A 19,780-nucleotide genomic window follows, 5' to 3' on the forward strand; every position below is an offset into this window, starting at 1 on the left:
ACTCGTATCGTGCTGTCTGTAAAGCGTTAACTGGCCCGATGAATTAAAGATACGTGCGCTTGACTCGGTTGGCCGGTGCGAGAACGCGCTTATCCTCAATCATTGCGGCCCAACCGGCGCTTGCGCCGCGCGAGCAACTGAAGCCGAAGTGCATTCAGGCGAATGAAGCCGGCCGCATCCTTCTGGTCATAGACTTCGTCCTCTTCGAAAGTGACGTGCGCTTGCGAGTAGAGCGAGTGATCGGAACTGCGCCCGACGACATTGACCGAGCCCTTGTAGAGCTTGAGCCGGACATCGCCGGTGACATATTCCTGGCTGGAATCGATCGCCGCCTGCAGCATTTCGCGCTCCGGCGAGAACCAGAAGCCTTCATAGAGAAGCTTGGCATAGCGCGGCATCAGCTCGTCCTTGAGGTGGGCCGCACCGCGATCGAGGGTGATCTGCTCGATACCACGGTGGGCCGACATCAGGATCGTCCCGCCCGGGGTCTCGTAGACGCCGCGGGACTTCATGCCAACGAAGCGGTTCTCGACCAGGTCGAGCCGACCGATGCCGTGCTTGCCGCCGAGTTCATTGAGCCGGGTCAGCAGGGTGGCCGGGCTCATCGCCTTGCCGTCAATGGCGCAGGCATCGCCGCGCTTGAAGGAAATGGTGACATATTCAGGCACATCGGGCGCATCTTCCGGCCGGACAGTGCGCTGGTAGACCAGTTCGGAGGCTTCCTCGGCGGGATCCTCGAGCATCTTGCCTTCCGAGGAGGTGTGCCAGAGATTGGCGTCAACCGAGAAGGGCGCCTCGCCGCGCTTGTCCTTGGCGACTTCAATCCCGTGCTCTTCGGCATAGGCGATCAGCTTGGTGCGCGAGTTGAGGTCCCATTCGCGCCAGGGCGCGATAACCCGCAAATCCGGGTCGAGGGCGTAGACGCCCAGCTCGAAACGAACCTGGTCATTCCCCTTGCCCGTGGCGCCGTGAGCGACGGCATCGGCGCCAGTCTCGTGGGCGATCTCGACCAGGCGTTTGGAAATCAGCGGCCGCGCAATCGAAGTGCCGAGCAGATACAGGCCTTCATAGATCGCATTGGCGCGCACCATCGGGAAAACGAAATCGCGGACAAACTCCTCGCGCAAATCATCGATGAAGATTTCCGAGACGCCGGCGGCCTGGGCCTTGCGCCGCGCCGGTTCCAGCTCCTCGCCCTGGCCGAGATCGGCGGTGAAGGTGACGACTTCAGCATCATACTCATCCTGGAGCCATTTCAGGATCACGGATGTGTCGAGCCCGCCGGAATAGGCAAGAACGATCTTCTTCACTTTGGCTGGAGTCTTCATGGCCGCTTATCCCTTCGCATTGTGTGCAGCCCGCGTAGCGCTCCCGCCCTTTGTGCGCAAGTGGTCCGGCCGGATATTTCGTCTTGCAGCAGCAGATATTGCGTATTCACCACTGGACAGGCCGCCGATCCACCGCAATCTACCGCCATGGTCACACGCCCTGTTTCAGCTTTTTCCGGTTTTTCCGGCCGCCGTGCCCGTTTCGAGCACGACCGGCCCGACGCTGCGACAACACGCGAATTGCTGGCGCGTCTCCTGCGCTGCGCCCGGGACGAAGGCCTCGCCACCGCCACAGACTTGCGGCAGCGGCTGTTGCTCTCCGGCATCGATATTGACATGCCGCGGCTGGCCGACGCCCGCCGCTTTCTCGACAGCGGTATCGCACTCGACGCCGAAGCAATCAAAGCCGGGCTGACCCCGGATATTGGCCGCTTCCTGCTACAGATTCTCGACGGCGATCTGGCGATCGAGAATTTTCCTGTCTTCGAAAACCGGATTGCCAATATCTACGCCCATGCCCAGGCCGCCACGGGCGGCGAGGTCGCCAGCTATATTCCCGAACTGGCGAAGCAGGATCCCGACAGTTTCGGTCTCGCGGTCTGCAGTATTGACGGTCAGCGGATGGCGCTGGGCGACGCGGAAACCCCCTTCTGTCTGCAATCAGTGATGAAGCCGCTCAATTACGCCCTCGCCCTGGGCCTGAATGGCGAGCGTTTCGTGCATGAGCATGTCGGCCGCGAACCCTCGGGTCAGGGCTTCAATGAATTGACCCTCAACCGGGATAATCGCCCGCACAATCCGATGATCAATTCCGGTGCCATCATGTGCAGCGCCATGATCCGCCCCGGACGCCCGGTTGCCGAGCGCTTCGACATGCTGATGCGCTTCTGGAGCTCGGCCATTGGCAGCCAGGCCTGCAGTTTTGACGAAGCCGTCTATAATTCGGAAAGGGGCACGGCCGAACGCAATTTCGCCCTGGCGAAGCTGATGGAGAGCCATGATGTCTTCCCCGAGGGGAGCATCGTCGATCGCGCCCTCGACCTCTATTTCCGTAGTTGTGCCATCTCCCTCGATTGCCGCGCCCTGTCAGTGGCAGCCGCGACACTGGCCAATGGTGGCGTTTGCCCGCTGACCGGCCACCGTATCGCGGAGCCGGCCACGGTTCGCAATACGCTGTCCCTGATGCTGACCTGCGGCATGTATGATTTTTCCGGCGAGTTTGCCTTTGTTGTCGGCCTGCCAGCGAAATCGGGTGTCTCGGGAGGGTTGATGCTCGTCGTACCCGGAGTTTGCGGTATCGGGCTTTGGAGCCCACCCCTCGACCGGCTCGGCAATCCGGTCCGCGGGCTCGAATTCTCGCGCCGCCTGGTCGAAGCCTTTCCGTTTCACATTTTCGCGGGGACAACGGACGGGCCACAATAGCGCGCTGGACTTTCCCCGCGCCACTTCCCACTTTGTGCCCTGTCACCAGCCCTGTTTCCTGCCCCCCGGAGAATTTCCCATGCGACGTCATCTTGTTCTGATTACCGGCGCCTCCTCGGGCATTGGCAAGGCGCTGGCGCGCGAATTTGCCGCCAATGGCTGGGACCTCGCCCTGACCGCGCGGCGCAAGGACCGGCTCGAAGCCCTGGCTGAGGAAATCAAGGCCCAGTACGGCGTCGACAGCCTGGTGATCGCGGCCGATCTGTCCAAGGCCAGCGCCCCGAAGAAGGTCATTGACGCCGTTGAGGCCGAGGGCCGCCAGATTGACGGCCTGGTCAATAATGCCGGTTTCGGCCTCCCCGGAACCTATACCCAGACCAGCTGGAAACAGCAGGCCGACTTCCTGCAACTGATGCTGGGCAGTTATGCCGAGCTCGTGCACCGGGTGATGCCGGGCATGCAGGCGCGCGGCTATGGCCGGATTCTCAATGTCGCCTCCGTCGCCGGCCTGATGCCCGGATCGAAGGGCCACACGCTTTACGCTGCGGTGAAGTCGGCGCTGATCAAGTTCAGCCAGTCACTCCATTTTGAAGGCAAGGAATACGGCATCCACGCCACAGCCCTGTGCCCGGGCTTCACCTATTCCGAATTCCACGACGTCAATGAAACGCGCGACCTGGTGTCGAAAATGCCGTCCTATTGGTGGCTGACCGCCGAACAGGTTGCCGAGGCCGGCTATAATGCCGTCCAGCGCAATCAGCCGATCAGCGTTCCGGGCCTGTGGTATAAATTTCTCACCGGCCTCAACCAGGTCCTGCCGACACCGGCCTCGATGTGGATGATGGAGCGCAGCACGGGCAGCGTCCGTCGCGGCGAGGTCGAGCCGGCAAGCCCGGCCGCCGGCGACTGATCCATGCTCGATCTCACCCTGTTGCCGCTTTTTCTCGCCGGCGGTCTGGCGCTCGCGCTGACGCCCGGACCGGACATGGCCTTTACGCTCGCGACCACCGCCTCGCGCGGGCTGCGTGCCGGGCTGGGTGCAGTGGCCGGTATCATCACCGGCGGCGCGATCTGGACCGTGGCGGCGGCGATCGGATTGGCGGCCCTGCTGACAGCCTCCGAACATGCGCTCGCGGTGGTCCGCTATGGCGGCGCCATTTATCTGCTGTGGCTGGCCTGGCAAACAATACGCTCGCTTGACGCCGCGCCGCATGCCCGCGCATCGGCCTCGGCTTCGCAGGCCTTCCTGCGCGGCCTGATGACCAATCTGCTCAATCCCAAGGTCGGACTGTTCTTCCTCGCCTTCCTGCCGCAATTCACCAATGCCGAGCTGGGCCCGGTCTGGATCCAGATGTTGATGCTCGGCGGGATGTTTTTCGCGATGGGGACGATGGTCCTGGTCGCGGTCGCGCTGGCGGCCGGTGCGGCGCAGGCCCGACTGGCCCGTTCGCTGACCCTGCGCCGGGCCTTGAACGGTCTGGCCGCGACGGCGTTTGGCGCACTCGGTTTGCGCTTGATCTTCAGCAGCAATACCGACTAGACCTGCGGCTTATGTTACAAGCTGATCCCCGCCTGATCGTCGCGCTCGATAAGCCGACTGTCTCCGACGCATGGGCGCTTATCGAAGCGCTCGGCGATACCGTCAATTTCTACAAGATCGGGCTGCAACTCATCCCGATTGGCGGCATGGAACTGAGCACCCGCCTGAAACAGGCCGGCAAGCAGGTTTTCCTCGATTACAAGCTGCACGACATCCCGGCAACGGTCGAGAAAGCCACCCGAAGCCTCGCCGACACGGGCGCCGACCTGCTGACGGTCCACGCTGAACCGGCCGTGATGCGCGCCGCCGTCGCGGGCCGCGGCGATAGCGGTCTCAAAATCCTCGGCGTCACCGTAATGACTTGCTATGACGACGAGATGCTCACGGAAATGGGCTATGCCTTCGGCGCACGCGATCTGGTCATGCGCCGGGTCGAGCAGAGCCTGGAAGCCGGCGTCGATGGCATCGTTGCCAGCGCCCATGAGGCCGCCGGGATTCGCCAGAAATTTGGCGGCGATTTTCTCATCGTCACGCCCGGTATACGACCTGCGGGCGCCGCAGCCGATGATCAGAAACGCGTCGCCACGCCGGGATCGGCCCTGCACGATGGCTCGACCCATCTGGTGATCGGGCGGCCGATCAATGCCGCGACCGATCCGGCCGCCGCAGCGCGCGCCATCATCGCTGAAATGGCCGCAGCAGCGCCGCAACCCGCAACGGCCTGACTTGCATTCAGCCTGTCAGGGGTAGGCGCGGCGCGGGGCGACATGCGGCACAGGGGCTGTGCGGTGATCGAGCGCCCGCACTTGCCGGGCGCGATGCCCGAGGCCGGCATGGCCGGCGCGGACCCGGCCATCCGCCGCGATGAGGATCACGCCGCGATAGCTGTAAACCGGCGCGAAGGGCCGCTCGACACCGCCCACCAGAGTACCGACGAAGAAATCATCGCCCAGTCGCACGGTTTCGGCCTGGGGGGCGCGCTGGTGCACCGAGCGACCGGAGGCCGGAACAGGCTGCTGTGACGTAGTGACGGTCGCGCCCTGATAACGCTGCGACACCGCCGGAGGCTGGGTGTTGGGCATGTTTGCGCTGTAACTTACGGGCCAGACCTGCTCGGGCGATACCTGCGCGGGCCGGGCCAGGACAGGCTGGCTGTGAGATGCAGATTGAAGCGAGACGGTTGGCGCGGTCATGGCCGGGCGATTCCCCGCGCGCAGCGCAACCGCTCCCGCAGGCACCGCTTCCAGCCCATCCGGCATTTCCGTGAACCGGCAAGGCGAACCGGTATAACTGCCATCCAGCGCCTGGCGAATCTCGGCAGCGCTGCAGATGCGCTCCGGGCCCCCGGCAAGGCGGGGCTCCGTTTGTGGCTGGGCGAGCGCGACCGGTGTGGCCGCGGCGACCGCCAGCATCAAGGCGAGCAAGCGTTTCATTCCGGCACACTAGCCCGGACCGTGCAGCGCTCAAAGCGAGCGCACCCGGCAGGCGAATCGGCGCATCCAATAGCGGCTGTCAGGGGTAGGTGACTGCTTTGTCCCGATCCGTCGCCGGGCAGGGCCTTGCGTCGGGCTTAGAAATCGCTGGCCATGCCCTTGCGCTCCCAATCACCGAACCGGGTCGGCTCAAGGCCTTTCGGGCCACCGGTTTCGGCCGGGCCGTTCGCCGCTGCATCAATCGCGGCCTGCCTTGCCTTCGCTTCAGCCAGGGCGCGCTGCGCCGCAGGTGTCAGCTGTTTGTCAGGGGCCGGGGCGGTGGCGGGATTTTCCGGGGCATCTTGCATCCCTATCCGTTACAGCGCCGGGAAGGCCGCGCCAAGCACGGAACTGCAAGCGAGCCGGGCCGCCGGGACTATTAGACGTGGCCCGGCCGCCGTGCTAGCTGGCGCGCATGAGTGATGGACTAGATCCCCGCCGGGTGGCTGCCCGGGCCTATTCGCTTGTGCTCAAACAGCACAAAACGATTGAATCCGCCCTGCATCGCGATCCCGGCTTTGCGGCAATGAGTGATCGTGACCGCGGTTTTGCCCGCGCGATTGTCTCGACGACCTTTCGCCGCCTCGGTCAGACCCGGCTGGTCCTGAACAAATTCCTCGCCAGACCGATCGAGGAAAACGCCGCCCCGATCCAGGCCATATTGCTGACCGGTGCCGCGCAATTGCTGTGGATGGGTGTTCCGCCACACGCTGCCGTCTCCTCGGCCGTCTCGCTGGCCGATGAAGACGATAAATCCCGCCGCCTCAAAGGTCTGGTCAATGCCGTCCTGCGCAAGGTCGACCGCGAGGGCGGGGCGATTGCCGGCGCGACCGCACCGCAGGAAAACCTGCCGGAATGGCTGGTCCAGAGCTGGCGCACCGCCTATGGGCCCGGCCAGCTCAGCAAGATCGCCAATGCCCTGCTGGAAACCCCGCCGCTTGATCTGACGGTCAAAATTCCGTCCGAGCGCGAACACTGGGCCGCCGAACTGGGCGCCACCATTCTGCCGAATGGCACATTGCGCCGCGCCAGCATCACCGATCTGACCACCTTGCCGGGCTTCGCCGAAGGGGCCTGGTGGGCCCAGGATGCCGCTGCCGCACTTCCCGCCCAGCTTCTTCGGGTCAAGCCCGGTGAAACGATCGTTGATCTCTGCGCCGCGCCTGGTGGCAAGACGATGCAGCTGGCTGCCATGGGCGCCAAGGTCATCGCCGTCGACGTGTCCGAGCAACGCATGAAGCGGGTCAGTGAAAACCTGCAGCGCACCGGACTGGAAGCCGAGCTGGTGGTCGATGATGGCCGCACCTGGCGCCCCGATAATCGCGTCGATGCGGTTTTGCTCGATGCGCCCTGCACCGCGACCGGCACACTGCGCCGCCATCCGGAAGGCGCCTGGATCAAGCGTCCCGAAGACGTCGCCAAGCTGCAATCGCTCCAGTTCGAGCTGATCAAATCGGCAATCCGGATGATCAAGCCGGGCGGGCGCCTGATCGTATGCACCTGTTCGCTTCAGCCCCAGGAGGGCGAGGCGCTGGCCAATACGATCTCGAATTATGAAAGCCTGGCACCGTTCGCCATCACCCGGACCGAGCTGACCGACCTGGCCGAATCGGTCACCAAGGGCGGATTCATGCGGGTCACACCCGCGGTCTGGCGCAGCCATGGCGGCATGGATGGATTCTTCATCGCCCGCTTTTCCAAGCGCGCCTGATTGGGCACTGTTTCAGCGTGATCGGCGGGCGTGTCTTGCACGTGTGCTACAGCACTGTTATCCGATCTGTCATGGGCGCTCCGGTTTACATTTCACCATCCATCCTGTCGGCGGATTTCGCCCGGCTCGGCGACGAGGTTCGCGCGATCGACGCGGCCGGCGCTGACTGGATCCATATCGATGTGATGGACGGGCATTTCGTGCCCAATCTGACGATCGGGCCCGGCGTCATCAAGGCGCTGCGGCCGCATAGCGACAAGCCGTTCGACGTTCATTTGATGATCACGCCTGTCGACCCCTATATCGACGCCTTCATTGAAGCGGGCGCCAATATCATCACGGCACACCCGGAAGCAGGTCCGCATTTCCACCGCACCGTCCAGGCGATCAAGGCGCGCGGCGCCAAGGCCGGTGCCGCGCTCAACCCGTCTTCCTCGCCTGACATGATCGATTATGTGCTCGACGAGCTCGATCTGGTGCTGGTGATGAGCGTCAATCCCGGTTTTGGTGGCCAGAGCTTCATCGACAGCCAGTTGCGCAAGATCGAAACCCTGCGCGAACAGGTTGAGCGGCGCGGCCTGTCGACGATTATCGAAGTCGATGGCGGTGTCACGCCGGGTAATGCCAGTGCCTGTATCAATGCAGGCGCCAGCGCGCTCGTCGCCGGCTCTGCCGTCTTCAGGGGCGGCCCCGACCTGTACCGGCAGAATATCCAAGCGTTGCGTGGGTAGCGGCAATGGCTGGCGCTGTCCGTCTGTCTGACTATCCGATTGCCGCCATCCAGGCACTGAGGCGCGAGGCCTCCTCGACCGTCAACGCCATCGGCCTGCTGCGCTCGATGCGCGCACTCGGTCCGATCCCTGAAACCCTGTGCGCCTATCCGGCGGACTTCTATTCGGGCCATACCGGGCGCGGTGCCGAAATTCTGGAGGGCCGGTTTGACCTGGCCGGCGACCAGCTCGACGCCGACTCCGGCAAGGCGGGCATCTGGTCACGCTCGACGCCATCTCGCGCCTTCGCCTGCAGCCTGCACGGTTTCGGGTGGTTGCGCGATTGTGCCGCCGCCGAAACGTCGGGCGATGAAGCGCGCCGACTCGTCGATGCCTGGATCCAGGGCTTTGGCCGCTGGAACAGCTTCGCCTGGTCACAGGACGTCTTGTCATCCCGGTTGATGAACTGGTTACGCAGCGGCGAATTGCTGTTTGCGGTGCCCGGTGGCGACAACGAGGACGCAATCCGGCGTCACGCTGCACGGCTGCGCTGCCTTGTGCGCCAGACGCGCTATCTGCAACGCGCCCTGCCTCTGGCACCGGATGGGATCATCCGGCTGCGTTGCGCTGCGGCCTTGACCCTGGCCGGTCTGTGCCTGCCGGGCGAGGCTGCAATGCTGAAGGCGGCGATCGCAGCCTATAGCCATGAGATCGACCGCCAGATCCTGCCTGATGGCGGACATTTGTCCCGCGCGCCGCGCGCCGTGGCCGAAGCGCTGATTGACCTGGTCACCGTGCGCGATGTCGCGGCCGGACTCGAGACAGAATTGCCCGCCTCGCTGCAGCGCGCCGTCGAGCGGCTGGCGCCGATGGCGCGTTTCTTCCAGACCGTAGATGGCGGGCTGGCAAGCTTCCATGGCGGCGGCGAGGGTGACCGGGCGGCCTTGGCGGCAGTGCTCGAACGCGGAGACATCAAGTCGCGCACATTCGGATTCGCGCCCCATTCCGGCTATCAGCGTGCCCATGCCGGCGGTGCCACAGTCCTGCTCGATGTCGGCGAACCGCCGCGCGGCGCGCTGAGTGTCGAGGCCCACGCATCCGCGCTGGCCTTCGAATTGTGCACGGCCAGCGGCCGCCTCGTCGTCAATTGTGGCTGGGCCGATGATCAACCCGCCAATTGGCGTGAAGCTGTCCGGGCGACGGCGGCCCACTCGACCCTGACCCTGGAAGAGACCTCTTCGGCGCGGCTGTTGTCGCCCGGCTGGCAGCGTTCACTGCTCGGACCCCGGCTCGCAACCTCGCCCGGTCCGGTCACGGCGCGGCGCAATGAAGAGGAACTCGGCGTTTGGCTCGAGGGCGGCCATGAGGGTTATCGCGAAGAATACGGGCTCTCGCACCGGCGCCGGATCTTCCTGGCGGCCGATGGTGGCGATGTCCGCGGCGAGGACGCCCTGTTCCGCCCGATTGATGACGGGGCGCCCGATGATGTCGAGGTCCGCTGGCGTTTTGCGATCCGCTTCCATCTCCACCCCGGCGTCCGCGCCTCACTGGCACGGGACTCGATGAGCGTTCTGCTGGTGCAGCCGTCCGGAGCGGGGTGGCGTTTCCGGTGTGATGGCGAGCCGATCCGTCTCGAGCGCTCCGTCTATCTCGCGGCCGGCGCCCCACCCCAGCGCGCGACCCAGATTGTCGTGCAGGGCGAAGCAGAACCGTTCGGGGCAGGCGACCGGCCACCAAATCGTGTACGGTGGGCGTTTCAGCGCCTCGGCCGTATTGGCGGCGCTGCGGGGGAATATCCATGAGTACACCACGCCCCGACGCGCCGGCGCCCGTATCAACGGGCAGCAAGATGACGATGATCTGGGTCGCCCTGTTTGACCTCGGGGCTGGCGCAGCCTCGATGTGGGCGGCGATCCATATCCGCTACCTGTTCGAGGGCACCCCGCCGCCCGACTCCATCATGCTGCAATCGGTGGCCGTATTTGCGCTCGCCTGCGCGGTGGTTTTCCCGGTCCATGGCCTGCATCGTGGATTGTGGCGCTATACCGCGCTCAATGATGCGGCCCGCATCCTGATGGCGATCATCATCGCCAATCTGGTCTTCCTGCCCATCCTCTTCCTGATCAACCGGCTCGATGGTTTCCCGCGGACCAGCCAGTTGATCGAAATCCCGATCCTGATCGGCCTGATGCTCGGCTCGCGGCTGATCGTCGCCTCCTGGCGCACCCGCGGGCTGCAATCGGTGCTGCAATTTGAGGATCGCAGCAAGCCGGCCGCCATTCTGGTCGGCACTGAGGAAGACCTCGACACTGCCCTGCGCGACCTGGCGCGGCGCAATGGTTCGGCCCCTTTCCGGCCAAAAGGCCTGATCGAGCCCAATCTCGCCCTCGCCGGCCGCGCCATTCATGGCGTCCCGGTACTCGGAGGACTGGACGTTCTGCCGGCCGCCCTCAAACGCCTGTCGGAAGCCGAGAAACTGCCGCCGCGCCTGGTGCTGGCGGGAACACATACGGATGTTGAACTGGTCAACGCGCTGGTCCGGATCGCGGCTCGCTCGGGCGCCAAGCTTTCCCGAGCGCGCCCGGCAGAGGGGCCCGGCGCCTTTTCGCCGGTCGAAGCTGCCGACCTGTTGAACCGGCCACCGCGGGCGCCGGACCTGGAGCCGGCGCGCCCGTTGATCGAGGGCAAGCGCGTTCTGGTCACCGGTGCGGGCGGCACGATTGGGTCGGAGTTGGCCCGGCTTGCGGCCAATCTTGGCCCGGAAAAGCTGATCCTGCTCGATTCCTCGGAAGCCAATCTCTACGAAATCGACCTGGAATTCGCCACCCGCTCGCCCCAGGTGGCCTGGCGTGCCGTGCTCGGCGATGTCCGCGATGCGGTGCGGCTGGAGCAGGTTTTCTCGGAAGAAAAACCAGACGTCGTCCTGCACGCGGCGGCGCTGAAACACGTACCGATGAGCGAGCGCAATCCCGGCGAAGCGGTGCGCACCAATGTGCTCGGAACGATCCAGACCATCCAGGCCGCGGTCCAGCACGGGGCACAGGTTGTGGCCCTGATCTCAACCGACAAGGCGGTCGAACCGACCAATATCATGGGCGCCACCAAACGCGCCGCCGAGCTTTTTGCCCAGTCAGCGGCTGTCCCCGGCAGCGCGACGCGGATCTGTGTTGTCCGTTTCGGCAATGTCCTTGGATCAACCGGGTCTGTCGTTCCGCTATTCGAACGTCAGATCGAGCTGGGCCGCGCCATCACGGTCACCGATCCGGAAGCCACACGGTATTTCATGACGGTCGAGGAAGCGTCCGGCCTGGTCTTGTCGGCAGCGGCACAGACAGCAGCCAATCCATCATTGAATGGTGCGCTCTATGTTTTCGACATGGGCGAACCGGTCTCGATCCTGCGCCTCGCCCGCCAGTTACTGCGTCTGCGCGGCCGCGATCCGGACGCGCCCGGCACGCTGTCCGTCGTTGGCCTCAGGCCCGGCGAGAAACGGCATGAAAGCCTGGTCTATCCCTTTGAACATACTCAGGACACCACGATTCCAGGCGTCTGGCTCGTCGATGGTCCCTGCACCGATCCCCGCGAGATCGAGTCCCGGCTGGCCACCCTGCTCTCGGCGGCTGAAACCCAGGATGTCGAGGCGGTGAAGCTGGCCCTGAAGCAAGTGTGTGGTCTCAGCCCGGCCGCGCCGATCTGATTGACATGTCCGACCGTCATGCTACCTCCGCGACCAACCCAATTGATTGCGAATGAATGGAGCCCCGCCCATGCCCGATCTGGATCTAGTTCCGCTTCGACGCGCCCTGATATCCGTGTCGGACAAGACCGGCCTGATCGAACGGGCACAGCGCCTGGCGGCGGCGGATGTCGAAATCCTCTCAACCGGCGGCACGCTCAAGGCGCTGCACGATGCCGGCATCGCGGCTCTGGATGTCGCCGAGGTCACCGCCTTTCCCGAAATGATGGATGGCCGCCTCAAGACCCTGCACCCGCGGGTCCATGGCGGATTGTTGGGCCGCCGCAATAACGAACAGGACGTCACGGACATGGCACAGCACGCCATCCCGGCAATCGACCTGCTCTATGTCAATCTCTACCCGTTCGAGGATACCGTCGCGAAGGGCGCCGAATACGCGACCTGTGTCGAGAATATCGATATCGGCGGGCCCGCCATGATCCGGGCTGCGGCCAAGAATCATGCCTGGGTTGCCGTCTGTGTCGATGGCGAAGACCTCGACGAAGTCCTCGACGCGATCGAAGCGCAGGCCGGGTCGACATCGCTGGATCTGCGCAAGCGGCTGGCGGCGAAATCCTATGGCCGCACGGCAGCCTATGACGCCGCAATCTCCAACTGGTTTGCCGATTCCCTCGACATCCCGACGCCGAGCTATCGCGCCTTTGGCGGCCATCTGCTGCAACCGCTGCGCTATGGCGAAAACCCGCATCAGGCCGCGGCGCTCTACCGTACGTCGGAAATCCGGCCCGGCATCACGACCGCCCGTCAGATGCAGGGCAAGGCGCTGAGCTTCAACAATCTCGCCGATGCCGATGCCGCCTTTGAGCTGGCCGCCGAGTTTGATCCGGAAAGCACGGCCGCGGTCGTGATCGTCAAACACGCCAATCCTTGCGGCGTCGCGCTGCACGACAAGCTGACCACCGCCTATGAGAACGCGCTGACCGCCGACCCGGTGTCAGCCTTTGGCGGTATCGTGGCGATGAATCGCAAGCTCGACGCAGAAACCGCCAATGAAGTGGTGCGGATCTTCACCGAAGTGGTCGTCGCGCCGGATGCTGATGAGGACGCCCTCGCAATCCTGTCCGCCAAGCCGAATTTGCGCGTGCTCCTGACGGGCGCGCTGCCGGATCCCGACCAGACCGGCTGGCTGGTCAAGACGGTGGCTGGCGGACTGCTGGTCCAGGAGCGCGACACGGGTCGCGTCCTCCCCAGCGAGCTGAAAACGGTTACCAAACGGGCCCCGACCGAACAGGAGCTCACCGACCTCCTCTTCGCCTGGAAAGTGGTCAAACACGTCAAATCCAACGCGATCGTCTATGTCCGTGGCGGCGCGACCGCCGGCATCGGCATGGGTCAGACCAGCCGGCTCGAAGCCGCACGCCTGGCGTTGAGCAAGGCCGAGGCGACGGCAGTCGAGAATGAGTGGGACGGCCCGCACACCCAGGGCTCGGTCTGTGCGTCGGACGCCTTTTTCCCCTTCGCCGACGGCCTGAAGGCCGCTATCGAGGCTGGCGCGACGGCGATCATTCAGCCGGGCGGTTCCATCCGCGATGATGAAGTCATCGCCGCCGCTGACGAAGCCGGTCTGGCCATGGTCTTCACCGGAATGCGCCACTTCCGCCATTGATGCGGGCCCGCCCGGGTCAATGTGAATCAACTAAACATTGACGCGGCCGGTCGCAGCGGCACATTGGCGCCATGATGTTCAATTTTTTGCTCCGCGCCATTCCCGCCGCCCTGGCCATCGCCGCAACCGGACTGGGAGCCTCTGCCAGCTCCAATGCGAGCGGTTTTGGCGTGCCCCAGCGCACGCTGGAAGAACAGGCCGACCTGATCCGGCCGTTTACCGATGTCCGGATTCCCGAAACCGCGACGGGCCCGGTTCCCGCGGTTCTGATGTTTCACGGTTGCGGCGGCCTGCGACAGGTGCAGGAAGACTATGCCCGCTCCGCCCTGGATGCCGGATATGGCGTGCTGATCATCGGATCGAATGCGGCGCGCGGGATCGACCGCTTTGCCGCGATGAGCCAGGTCTGCACCGGCCTGCGCCTATGGGGCCGTGAGCGCGCTGCCGACGTCTTTGCCGGGCTCCACATCGCCCGTGAGGACAGCCGTATCGACGCCTCGCGCCTGGCCCTGATCGGCTGGAGCCATGGGGGCTGGACGGTGCTCGAAGCGCTCGATGATGCGGGTCGCAATGTCGCCCCGGAGGCGCTGGAGCACAGCACGGGTCCGGTTCCCGATCTGGCCGGCGTCCGCACAGCAATGACCCTCTATCCCTATTGCGGCTTTCCCATGCGCAGCAATGGGCGTGAATATGCCCGCGAAATTCCGCTGCACGCGATCCTGGCGGAGAATGACATGATTGCGCCACCGGGCGATTGCGAACGCCTGTTCGAGCGCTCCGAAACGGCCGGTCATCGGGTCGATGTCCAGGTCTGGTCGGGCTTGACTCACGCGTTTGACGAGCCGAATCCGCCGCCGGATCCCCGGATCAATTTCGATCTTGATGCGGCCGAACAGGCGCGCAGCGACTGGCTGGAAACCCTCAGCCTCGAACTCGCGCCCTAGGTCGCGTTCAGCGAGCCTGGCAGGGGTTCGACCCTGTCGAACCCCATACCCGGTAGGCTTGAAACGATCCTATGTCAGGGCTGGGCCACTGACGCCATTTCGCCAAGCTGGGTCGATGCGATCGAGAGCTTGGACAGGGTCCATGATCCCGACTCATCAAGCTGGCGCTGAACCAGGTCAACCCGATCGGCTTCATCGCCATTGACCGTATTCCAGGCCTCGACCAGCGAGTCCGCCCATTCCCGCGACGGGCTTTCGACGCCACTGGCCAGAGATCCCCCGGCCTGGGCAGCAAAGCGCATGGCCGAAGCGGCCAGCGTCTGCTGGCTGGCATAGAGGTCTTCCATCAGGCGGCGCACGGCCAAGCGGTCCCAGTGCAGTTCGGAGGACACTTCCTGGCCCAGACCGCGCAAACGGTCGAAGCGGAAACGGGCACCGATCGCATGATAGATATAGGCGGTCGAAGCGAGCGGCCAGTCACTTGCCACGGCCATGTCTATCACATCGGTCGATGAAGTCAGGGGCCGCAATTCGGCGACGGCCTTGGCCAGGGCTGCCGGAGCGCCGGCAGCGACAAACTTCTGCTTGCGAGCCCGGACACCCTTGCGCTCGTGATCGGAGATGATCTCGTGCGCCATGGAACGCAATTCCTGGACGCCGGCCTGATAATTACCGATTACCGTGCCTATGTTCTCCAGGGTCGACGCCGCGCGTCCGCGATTGCGCCGGACCAGCCAATAGGCCTGGCGCCGCAAGAGCCGGATGATTTCCCCATGCAGCTCAATCTGCACCGAGGCCGGAGCCTCGTTGTCGAGACGATTGATTTCTGTCGAGAGTTCGCTGAAGCGGAAAATCTGGCGTCCGACCTCAAAGGCATGGGCGATGGCCGGCACGGCGGCCGCCGTTGAATCGATCGCCCGGTGAATAAAGGTCGGTCCACCCAGATTGATCATTTCATTGGCGAGAACGGTGGAGATGATCTCCCGTTTCAGCCGGTGACCCTCCATGGCGTCGGTATAGCTGTGGAGCCCCTTGGGGAAGTAGTTGACCAGCATGGAATGGAAGTGCGGATCATCGGGCACATCCGATGCGACCAGCTGATCGAACAGGGTGATTTTCGCGTAGGAAATCAACACAGCCAGTTCGGGACGGGTGAGTCCCAGGCCGCGCTCCTTCAGACTGCGCATCGCTTCCAGATTTGGCAGGCCCTCAACCTCGCGATTGAGCTGCCCGACGCTTTCCAGCCGCGCCATGAAACGCTCATGGGCATCCAGATCAGCGATACTGGAATGCTCGGCCATGGAGAGAGCCAGGGTCTGATCATAATTGTGTTTGAGGACATGATCGGCGACGTCGTCTGTCATCGATTCCAGCAACACATCGCGATCCGCCAGGCTCATCGCGCCACTGCGCACCATGGGCCGAACCAGGATCTTGATATTGACCTCGTGATCCGAACTGTCGACGCCGGCTGAATTGTCGACGAAATCGGCATTGGCCCGGCCGCCGAGGCGGCTGTATTCAATCCGCGCTGCCTGGGTTGTGCCCAGATTGGCACCTTCGCCGATGACCTTGACCTTCAGGTCGGCTGCATTGACGCGAACGCCTTCATTCGTCTTGTCGCCGACCTCGCCATGCTGTTGATGGCTGGCTTTGACATAGGTGCCGATACCACCAAACCACAGCAGTTCAGCCTCGGATTTGAGCAGGGCGTGAATGAGTTCCGCCGGGCTGGCCGTGGGCGTTGTCAGCCCGGTCAGGGCCCGGATTTCGTCGGACAGGGGCAGGGATTTTTCGGCCCGCGAGAAAATACCGCCGCCGCTGGAAATCAGTGATTTGTCATAGTCCTGCCAGGAGCTGCGGGGCAGGTCGAACAAGCGCTTGCGCTCATTCCACATCTGCTCGCAATCACCCGGATCGGGATCGATGAAGATATCGCGGTGGTCGAAGGCCGCGAGCAGGCGGATCTGTTTCGACAACAGCATGCCATTGCCGAACACATCGCCGGACATGTCGCCAACACCGATGACGGTGAAGGGCTCGCTCTGGATATCCTTGTTCAGTTCCCGGAAATGGCGTTTGACCGATTCCCAGGCACCGCGCGCGGTGATCCCCATCTTTTTGTGATCATAACCGGCTGATCCACCCGAGGCGAACGCATCACCGAGCCAGAAATCGAACTCGTCGGTTGCCATGCCATTGGCGGTGTCGGAGAAAGTCGCCGTTCCCTTGTCGGCGGCGACAACCAGATACGGGTCATCATCGTCCCAGCACACGGTCGATTGAGGATGAACCACGACATCATCGACAATATTGTCGGTGACATCGAGCAGGCCACGGATGAAGGTCTTGTAGGCTTCACGGCCGGCTTCGAAAATCTCGTCGCGCGAACCGTCGCGCGGCAGGGTTTTTGGATAGAATCCACCCTTCGATCCGACCGGCACGATAACAGCATTCTTGACCTGCTGCGCCTTGACCAGGCCGAGCACTTCGGTGCGGAAATCATCACGCCGGTCTGACCAGCGCAGGCCGCCACGGGCGACCGGGCCGAAACGCAAGTGAATGCCCTCGACATCCGGCGACCAGACAAAGATCTCGCGATAGGGCTTGGGCAGCGGCAGATCGACCAGCGAAGCGCTGTCGATCTTGATCGAAATCCGCGGCTTCACCTCGCCCGCAGCATCAGCTTGATAGAAATTGGTTCGCAGCGTCGCCTGGATGAGGGCGAACATGCGCCGCAGGGCGCGGTCATGGTCGAGACTGCGAACGGCATCGAGCTGGGTCAGGATTTGCTGACCGACCTCATTGGCCGCCTCAATCCGGGCCTTGTGTTCGCCGTCAAATCCCGGGTCGAACTTGACCCGGGCCAGTTCGAGCAGGCCGCGTGCAATATCGGGATAGGCGGCGAGCGCCTCTTCCTGGATTGCCTGCGACGGATCGAGACCGGTTTGCTGGCGATAGCGCGCACAGGTACGCAGGAAAGCTGCCTCGCGCCAGGTCACGCCGATTTCGACGATCAGGCGATTGAAGCCGTCATCCTCGGCACGGCCCTCGGCCATGGCGAGCAGGGCATCCTCGAGCTTTGGACCCAGTTCTTCCAGGGATTGATGCTTGAGCGCGTCGGAGCGGATTTCGAAATCATGGACATAAGCCCGGTCAACCAACTCGCCATTGCGGCCGCGGCGGTCAACGGGGAAACCGGTTTCCTGGACGACGTAAACGCCGAGGTTTTCCAGCACGGGCATGACCCGGGACAGCGAGACCGGCTTGCCGACACGATAGATTTTGAGACGCAATTCAGTCTGTTCATCATCGGCTTCGCGATAGACGCGGACCGCAACCTTGTCGCTGGAATCGAGTGATTCCAGTTTCATGACATCGGCCAGCGCTTCGCTGGAATCATAGAGCTCGCGATACCCGGCCTTGAAGGCATCCTGATAGGCCGGCATGCGCAGGCGGATCGCTTCCGACGCTGTTCGCCGGACATGGGTTTCCAGATCGTCTTCCCAGGTCCGCGACAGCCGCGTCACGCGCCGCTCGAGCTCGGCGATATCCGGCTCGGGGTGATCGAAAGGGTTGAGCCCGATGATGAAGTGGACCCGCGCCAGCGAACTGTCACCGAATTGCGGGTAATAGGCAGACAGACGTCCGCCAAAGGCTTCGCGGATCAGCTCGCCCGCCTGCTCGCGGACTTGCGAATTATAGCGGTCGCGCGGCACGAAGAGCAGGGCCGAGACGAAACGGTCGAACTGGTCACGGCGAATGAAGAGCTTGGTGCGCGGCCGGTCATGCAGGTGCAGGATGCCGAGGCAGATTTCCAGCAGGTCATTCTCGTCGGTCTGGAAGAGCTCGTCGCGCGGGAAATTCTCGACCGTATTGCGCAGTTTCTTGGCATTATGCGTACCCGGCGCCTTGCCGGCGCGCTCAAGAACGCGCCGCACCTTGCGGCGGATGAGCGGCACCAGGGAAGCGCTCTGGTCATAGGCTTCGGCGGTAAACAGGCCGACAAAACGGGATTCGCCGATCACGGCACCGTCTTCGCGATACCGTTTGACGCCGATATAATCCATGTAGACGCGACGATGGACGCGCGATTTCATATTGCCCTTGGCGACAATGATCGGCGTGGGCTCGCGCAGAAAGGTTTCGATCGCCGGGGTCAGGACGGCCGGCTCGGAACCCTTGCGCAGAACGTGGCGCTCCGGATCGCGCAGCACGCCACGCCCGGAATCCAGCCGGACGCGCGGATGGCGATCGGCCATCGAACCGTCTTCGCTGACGTCGAAATCATAGATGCGGCAGCCAAGGAAGGCGAAGTGATCATCGCGCAGCCAGCGCAGAAATTCCAGCGACTCGGCGATTTCCTCGGGTGAGGCCAGGGTTTTCGCCTGTTGCAGATGAGCAATCGACTCATCCATCTGGGCGCGCATGTCGGACCAGTCCTCGACGGTGACACGAACATCGTCGAGCGTCGCGGTGACACCCTCGATCAGCGTGCGCCGGGACAGCTCGTCGAGCTCGGGCAAATGCACCTGGATCATGGATTCGGCCGTGCAGCGGCCACCTTCGGTCGTGCGGCGGCCTTCGGCATCGCGCCGGACCTGGACGATCGGGTGGAACATGGCGACCACGTCATGCCCCTGGGCACCGATCTCGCCCATCACCGAATCGACGATGAAGGGCCGGTCATTCCCGATGATTTCAAGGACATCACGGCCGAGATCGACACCGTCAGCGCGGGTTGCCGTGCGCATACGGACCAGGATGTCGTCGCCGACGCGCCGGTCTCCGAATGCCCAGAACTCGACGCTAAGCGCGGCGATATCCTCCACGGAGACCCGTTCCAGGTCATCCGACAAGGCATCGTCAAAGATTTGCGCAAAGAAAGCGTTGCCGGTTTCGCCGCACTCCGCTCCGAATTGATCTTGCCAGCGGCGTCGGGCCGCTTCCATGAATTCCGCACGCGTGTAGGCATGCGCGATTCCGACGACCGCCCCCATGATACGGCGCTCCTCAGCTCAGGTTGATCCAAACCTGAGCCTAGACCTGTTTGCCCCCGGTGCAACCCGGCGATGCCGCTGAAAACGCAATTGCGCTATTCCAATTGGGGTGGGTCAGAGAATGCGGCACCGCCGGGCAGGGACAGGGGGCCCGACGGTGCCTGACAGACCTCATTCGGCAGGCTGGGGGGACGCACGTTAGAGGCCTGGTCGTTCGCTGGAGGCGTTTGGGGGAAAACGTCTCCAGGGCATTTACCGGCGGGGCATGAAAGCCACCGCCAGCAAAGACA

14 protein-coding genes are annotated in these 19,780 nt (G+C 63.7%); 10 read left to right on the top strand and 4 right to left on the bottom strand.

The window, feature by feature from the left end; all coding sequences use genetic code 11:
- Positions 1 to 95: 95 nt before the first annotated feature.
- Positions 96 to 1,328 carry an argininosuccinate synthase gene (locus BLT42_RS06625; RefSeq protein WP_091768738.1) on the bottom strand — a complete coding sequence of 411 codons (1,233 nt, stop codon included), beginning with the start codon at positions 1,326 to 1,328 and terminating at the stop codon, positions 96 to 98.
- Positions 1,329 to 1,475: 147 nt separating this feature from the next.
- Here BLT42_RS06625 and glsA point away from each other — a divergent pair, with 147 nt between their 5' ends.
- From glsA to pyrF, 4 genes are all read left to right on the top strand, one after another.
- Positions 1,476 to 2,750 (top strand): glutaminase A, encoded by a 1,275-nt coding sequence (glsA, locus tag BLT42_RS06630; RefSeq protein ID WP_091768740.1) that lies wholly within the window; start codon positions 1,476 to 1,478, stop codon positions 2,748 to 2,750.
- Between the two features lie 79 nt (positions 2,751 to 2,829).
- Positions 2,830 to 3,660, top strand: a complete 831-nt coding sequence (locus BLT42_RS06635) for an SDR family NAD(P)-dependent oxidoreductase (RefSeq protein WP_091768742.1) — start codon at positions 2,830 to 2,832, stop codon at positions 3,658 to 3,660.
- Positions 3,661 to 3,663: 3 nt separating this feature from the next.
- On the top strand, positions 3,664 to 4,290 hold the full coding sequence (locus BLT42_RS06640) for a LysE family translocator (protein ID WP_091768744.1): 627 nt from the start codon (positions 3,664 to 3,666) through the stop codon (positions 4,288 to 4,290).
- An 11-nt stretch (positions 4,291 to 4,301) separates the two neighbouring features.
- Positions 4,302 to 5,015, top strand: a complete 714-nt coding sequence (gene pyrF, locus BLT42_RS06645; protein WP_091768747.1) for an orotidine-5'-phosphate decarboxylase — start codon at positions 4,302 to 4,304, stop codon at positions 5,013 to 5,015.
- 15 nt (positions 5,016 to 5,030) lie between these two features.
- On the opposite strand, the gene BLT42_RS06650 is transcribed toward pyrF, so the two are convergent.
- Positions 5,031 to 5,723 carry a hypothetical protein gene (locus BLT42_RS06650; protein ID WP_091768750.1) on the bottom strand — a complete coding sequence of 231 codons (693 nt, stop codon included), beginning with the start codon at positions 5,721 to 5,723 and terminating at the stop codon, positions 5,031 to 5,033.
- Between the two features lie 137 nt (positions 5,724 to 5,860).
- A complete protein-coding gene (locus BLT42_RS06655) occupies positions 5,861 to 6,070 on the bottom strand; it encodes a DUF1674 domain-containing protein (RefSeq protein ID WP_091768753.1) in 210 nt (69 codons plus the stop codon).
- Between the two features lie 107 nt (positions 6,071 to 6,177).
- On the opposite strand from BLT42_RS06655, the gene BLT42_RS06660 reads away from it, so the two are divergent.
- The 6 genes from BLT42_RS06660 (at position 6,178) to BLT42_RS06685 (ending at position 14,490) form a co-directional block, all read left to right on the top strand.
- Positions 6,178 to 7,473: an RsmB/NOP family class I SAM-dependent RNA methyltransferase gene (locus tag BLT42_RS06660; RefSeq protein ID WP_091768756.1), complete on the top strand. Its 1,296-nt coding sequence runs from the start codon at positions 6,178 to 6,180 to the stop codon at positions 7,471 to 7,473.
- 71 nt (positions 7,474 to 7,544) lie between these two features.
- Positions 7,545 to 8,204, top strand: a complete 660-nt coding sequence (gene rpe / locus BLT42_RS06665) for a ribulose-phosphate 3-epimerase (protein ID WP_091768759.1) — start codon at positions 7,545 to 7,547, stop codon at positions 8,202 to 8,204.
- A 5-nt stretch (positions 8,205 to 8,209) separates the two neighbouring features.
- Positions 8,210 to 9,985 carry a heparinase II/III family protein gene (locus BLT42_RS06670; RefSeq protein ID WP_091768762.1) on the top strand — a complete coding sequence of 592 codons (1,776 nt, stop codon included), beginning with the start codon at positions 8,210 to 8,212 and terminating at the stop codon, positions 9,983 to 9,985.
- Positions 9,982 to 11,880 carry an SDR family NAD(P)-dependent oxidoreductase gene (locus BLT42_RS06675; RefSeq protein WP_091768765.1) on the top strand — a complete coding sequence of 633 codons (1,899 nt, stop codon included), beginning with the start codon at positions 9,982 to 9,984 and terminating at the stop codon, positions 11,878 to 11,880. Before BLT42_RS06670 ends, BLT42_RS06675 begins: the two co-directional genes overlap by 4 nt.
- A gap of 70 nt (positions 11,881 to 11,950) precedes the next feature.
- Complete coding sequence (gene purH, locus BLT42_RS06680) at positions 11,951 to 13,546, top strand: bifunctional phosphoribosylaminoimidazolecarboxamide formyltransferase/IMP cyclohydrolase (RefSeq protein WP_091768768.1); 1,596 nt, start codon at positions 11,951 to 11,953, stop codon at positions 13,544 to 13,546.
- A gap of 71 nt (positions 13,547 to 13,617) precedes the next feature.
- Positions 13,618 to 14,490 carry a dienelactone hydrolase family protein gene (locus BLT42_RS06685; RefSeq protein WP_091768771.1) on the top strand — a complete coding sequence of 291 codons (873 nt, stop codon included), beginning with the start codon at positions 13,618 to 13,620 and terminating at the stop codon, positions 14,488 to 14,490.
- A gap of 74 nt (positions 14,491 to 14,564) precedes the next feature.
- Here the strand turns inward: BLT42_RS06685 and BLT42_RS06690 are convergent, their stop codons facing one another.
- A complete protein-coding gene (locus tag BLT42_RS06690; protein ID WP_091768774.1) occupies positions 14,565 to 19,490 on the bottom strand; it encodes an NAD-glutamate dehydrogenase in 4,926 nt (1,641 codons plus the stop codon).
- Positions 19,491 to 19,780: the final 290 nt, after the last annotated feature.

Origin of the sequence: Maricaulis salignorans, from assembly GCF_900103475.1 — a bacterium.
Taxonomy (GTDB): Bacteria; Pseudomonadota; Alphaproteobacteria; order Caulobacterales; family Maricaulaceae; genus Maricaulis; species Maricaulis salignorans.

Bases quoted from the DNA above. Each gene is read 5' to 3' on its own strand.
- BLT42_RS06650 (WP_091768750.1), bottom strand. From the start codon at position 5,723: ATGAAACGCTTGCTCGCCTTGATGCTGGCGGTCGCCGCGGCCACACCG.
- BLT42_RS06635 (WP_091768742.1), top strand. From the start codon at position 2,830: ATGCGACGTCATCTTGTTCTGATTACCGGCGCCTCCTCGGGCATTGGC.
- BLT42_RS06690 (WP_091768774.1), bottom strand. From the start codon at position 19,490: ATGGGGGCGGTCGTCGGAATCGCGCATGCCTACACGCGTGCGGAATTC.
- glsA (WP_091768740.1), top strand. From the start codon at position 1,476: ATGGTCACACGCCCTGTTTCAGCTTTTTCCGGTTTTTCCGGCCGCCGT.
- pyrF (WP_091768747.1), top strand. From the start codon at position 4,302: ATGTTACAAGCTGATCCCCGCCTGATCGTCGCGCTCGATAAGCCGACT.
- purH (WP_091768768.1), top strand. From the start codon at position 11,951: ATGCCCGATCTGGATCTAGTTCCGCTTCGACGCGCCCTGATATCCGTG.
- BLT42_RS06685 (WP_091768771.1), top strand. From the start codon at position 13,618: ATGATGTTCAATTTTTTGCTCCGCGCCATTCCCGCCGCCCTGGCCATC.
- BLT42_RS06655 (WP_091768753.1), bottom strand. From the start codon at position 6,070: ATGCAAGATGCCCCGGAAAATCCCGCCACCGCCCCGGCCCCTGACAAA.
- BLT42_RS06660 (WP_091768756.1), top strand. From the start codon at position 6,178: ATGAGTGATGGACTAGATCCCCGCCGGGTGGCTGCCCGGGCCTATTCG.
- rpe (WP_091768759.1), top strand. From the start codon at position 7,545: ATGGGCGCTCCGGTTTACATTTCACCATCCATCCTGTCGGCGGATTTC.
- BLT42_RS06675 (WP_091768765.1), top strand. From the start codon at position 9,982: ATGAGTACACCACGCCCCGACGCGCCGGCGCCCGTATCAACGGGCAGC.
- BLT42_RS06670 (WP_091768762.1), top strand. From the start codon at position 8,210: ATGGCTGGCGCTGTCCGTCTGTCTGACTATCCGATTGCCGCCATCCAG.
- BLT42_RS06640 (WP_091768744.1), top strand. From the start codon at position 3,664: ATGCTCGATCTCACCCTGTTGCCGCTTTTTCTCGCCGGCGGTCTGGCG.
- BLT42_RS06625 (WP_091768738.1), bottom strand. From the start codon at position 1,328: ATGAAGACTCCAGCCAAAGTGAAGAAGATCGTTCTTGCCTATTCCGGC.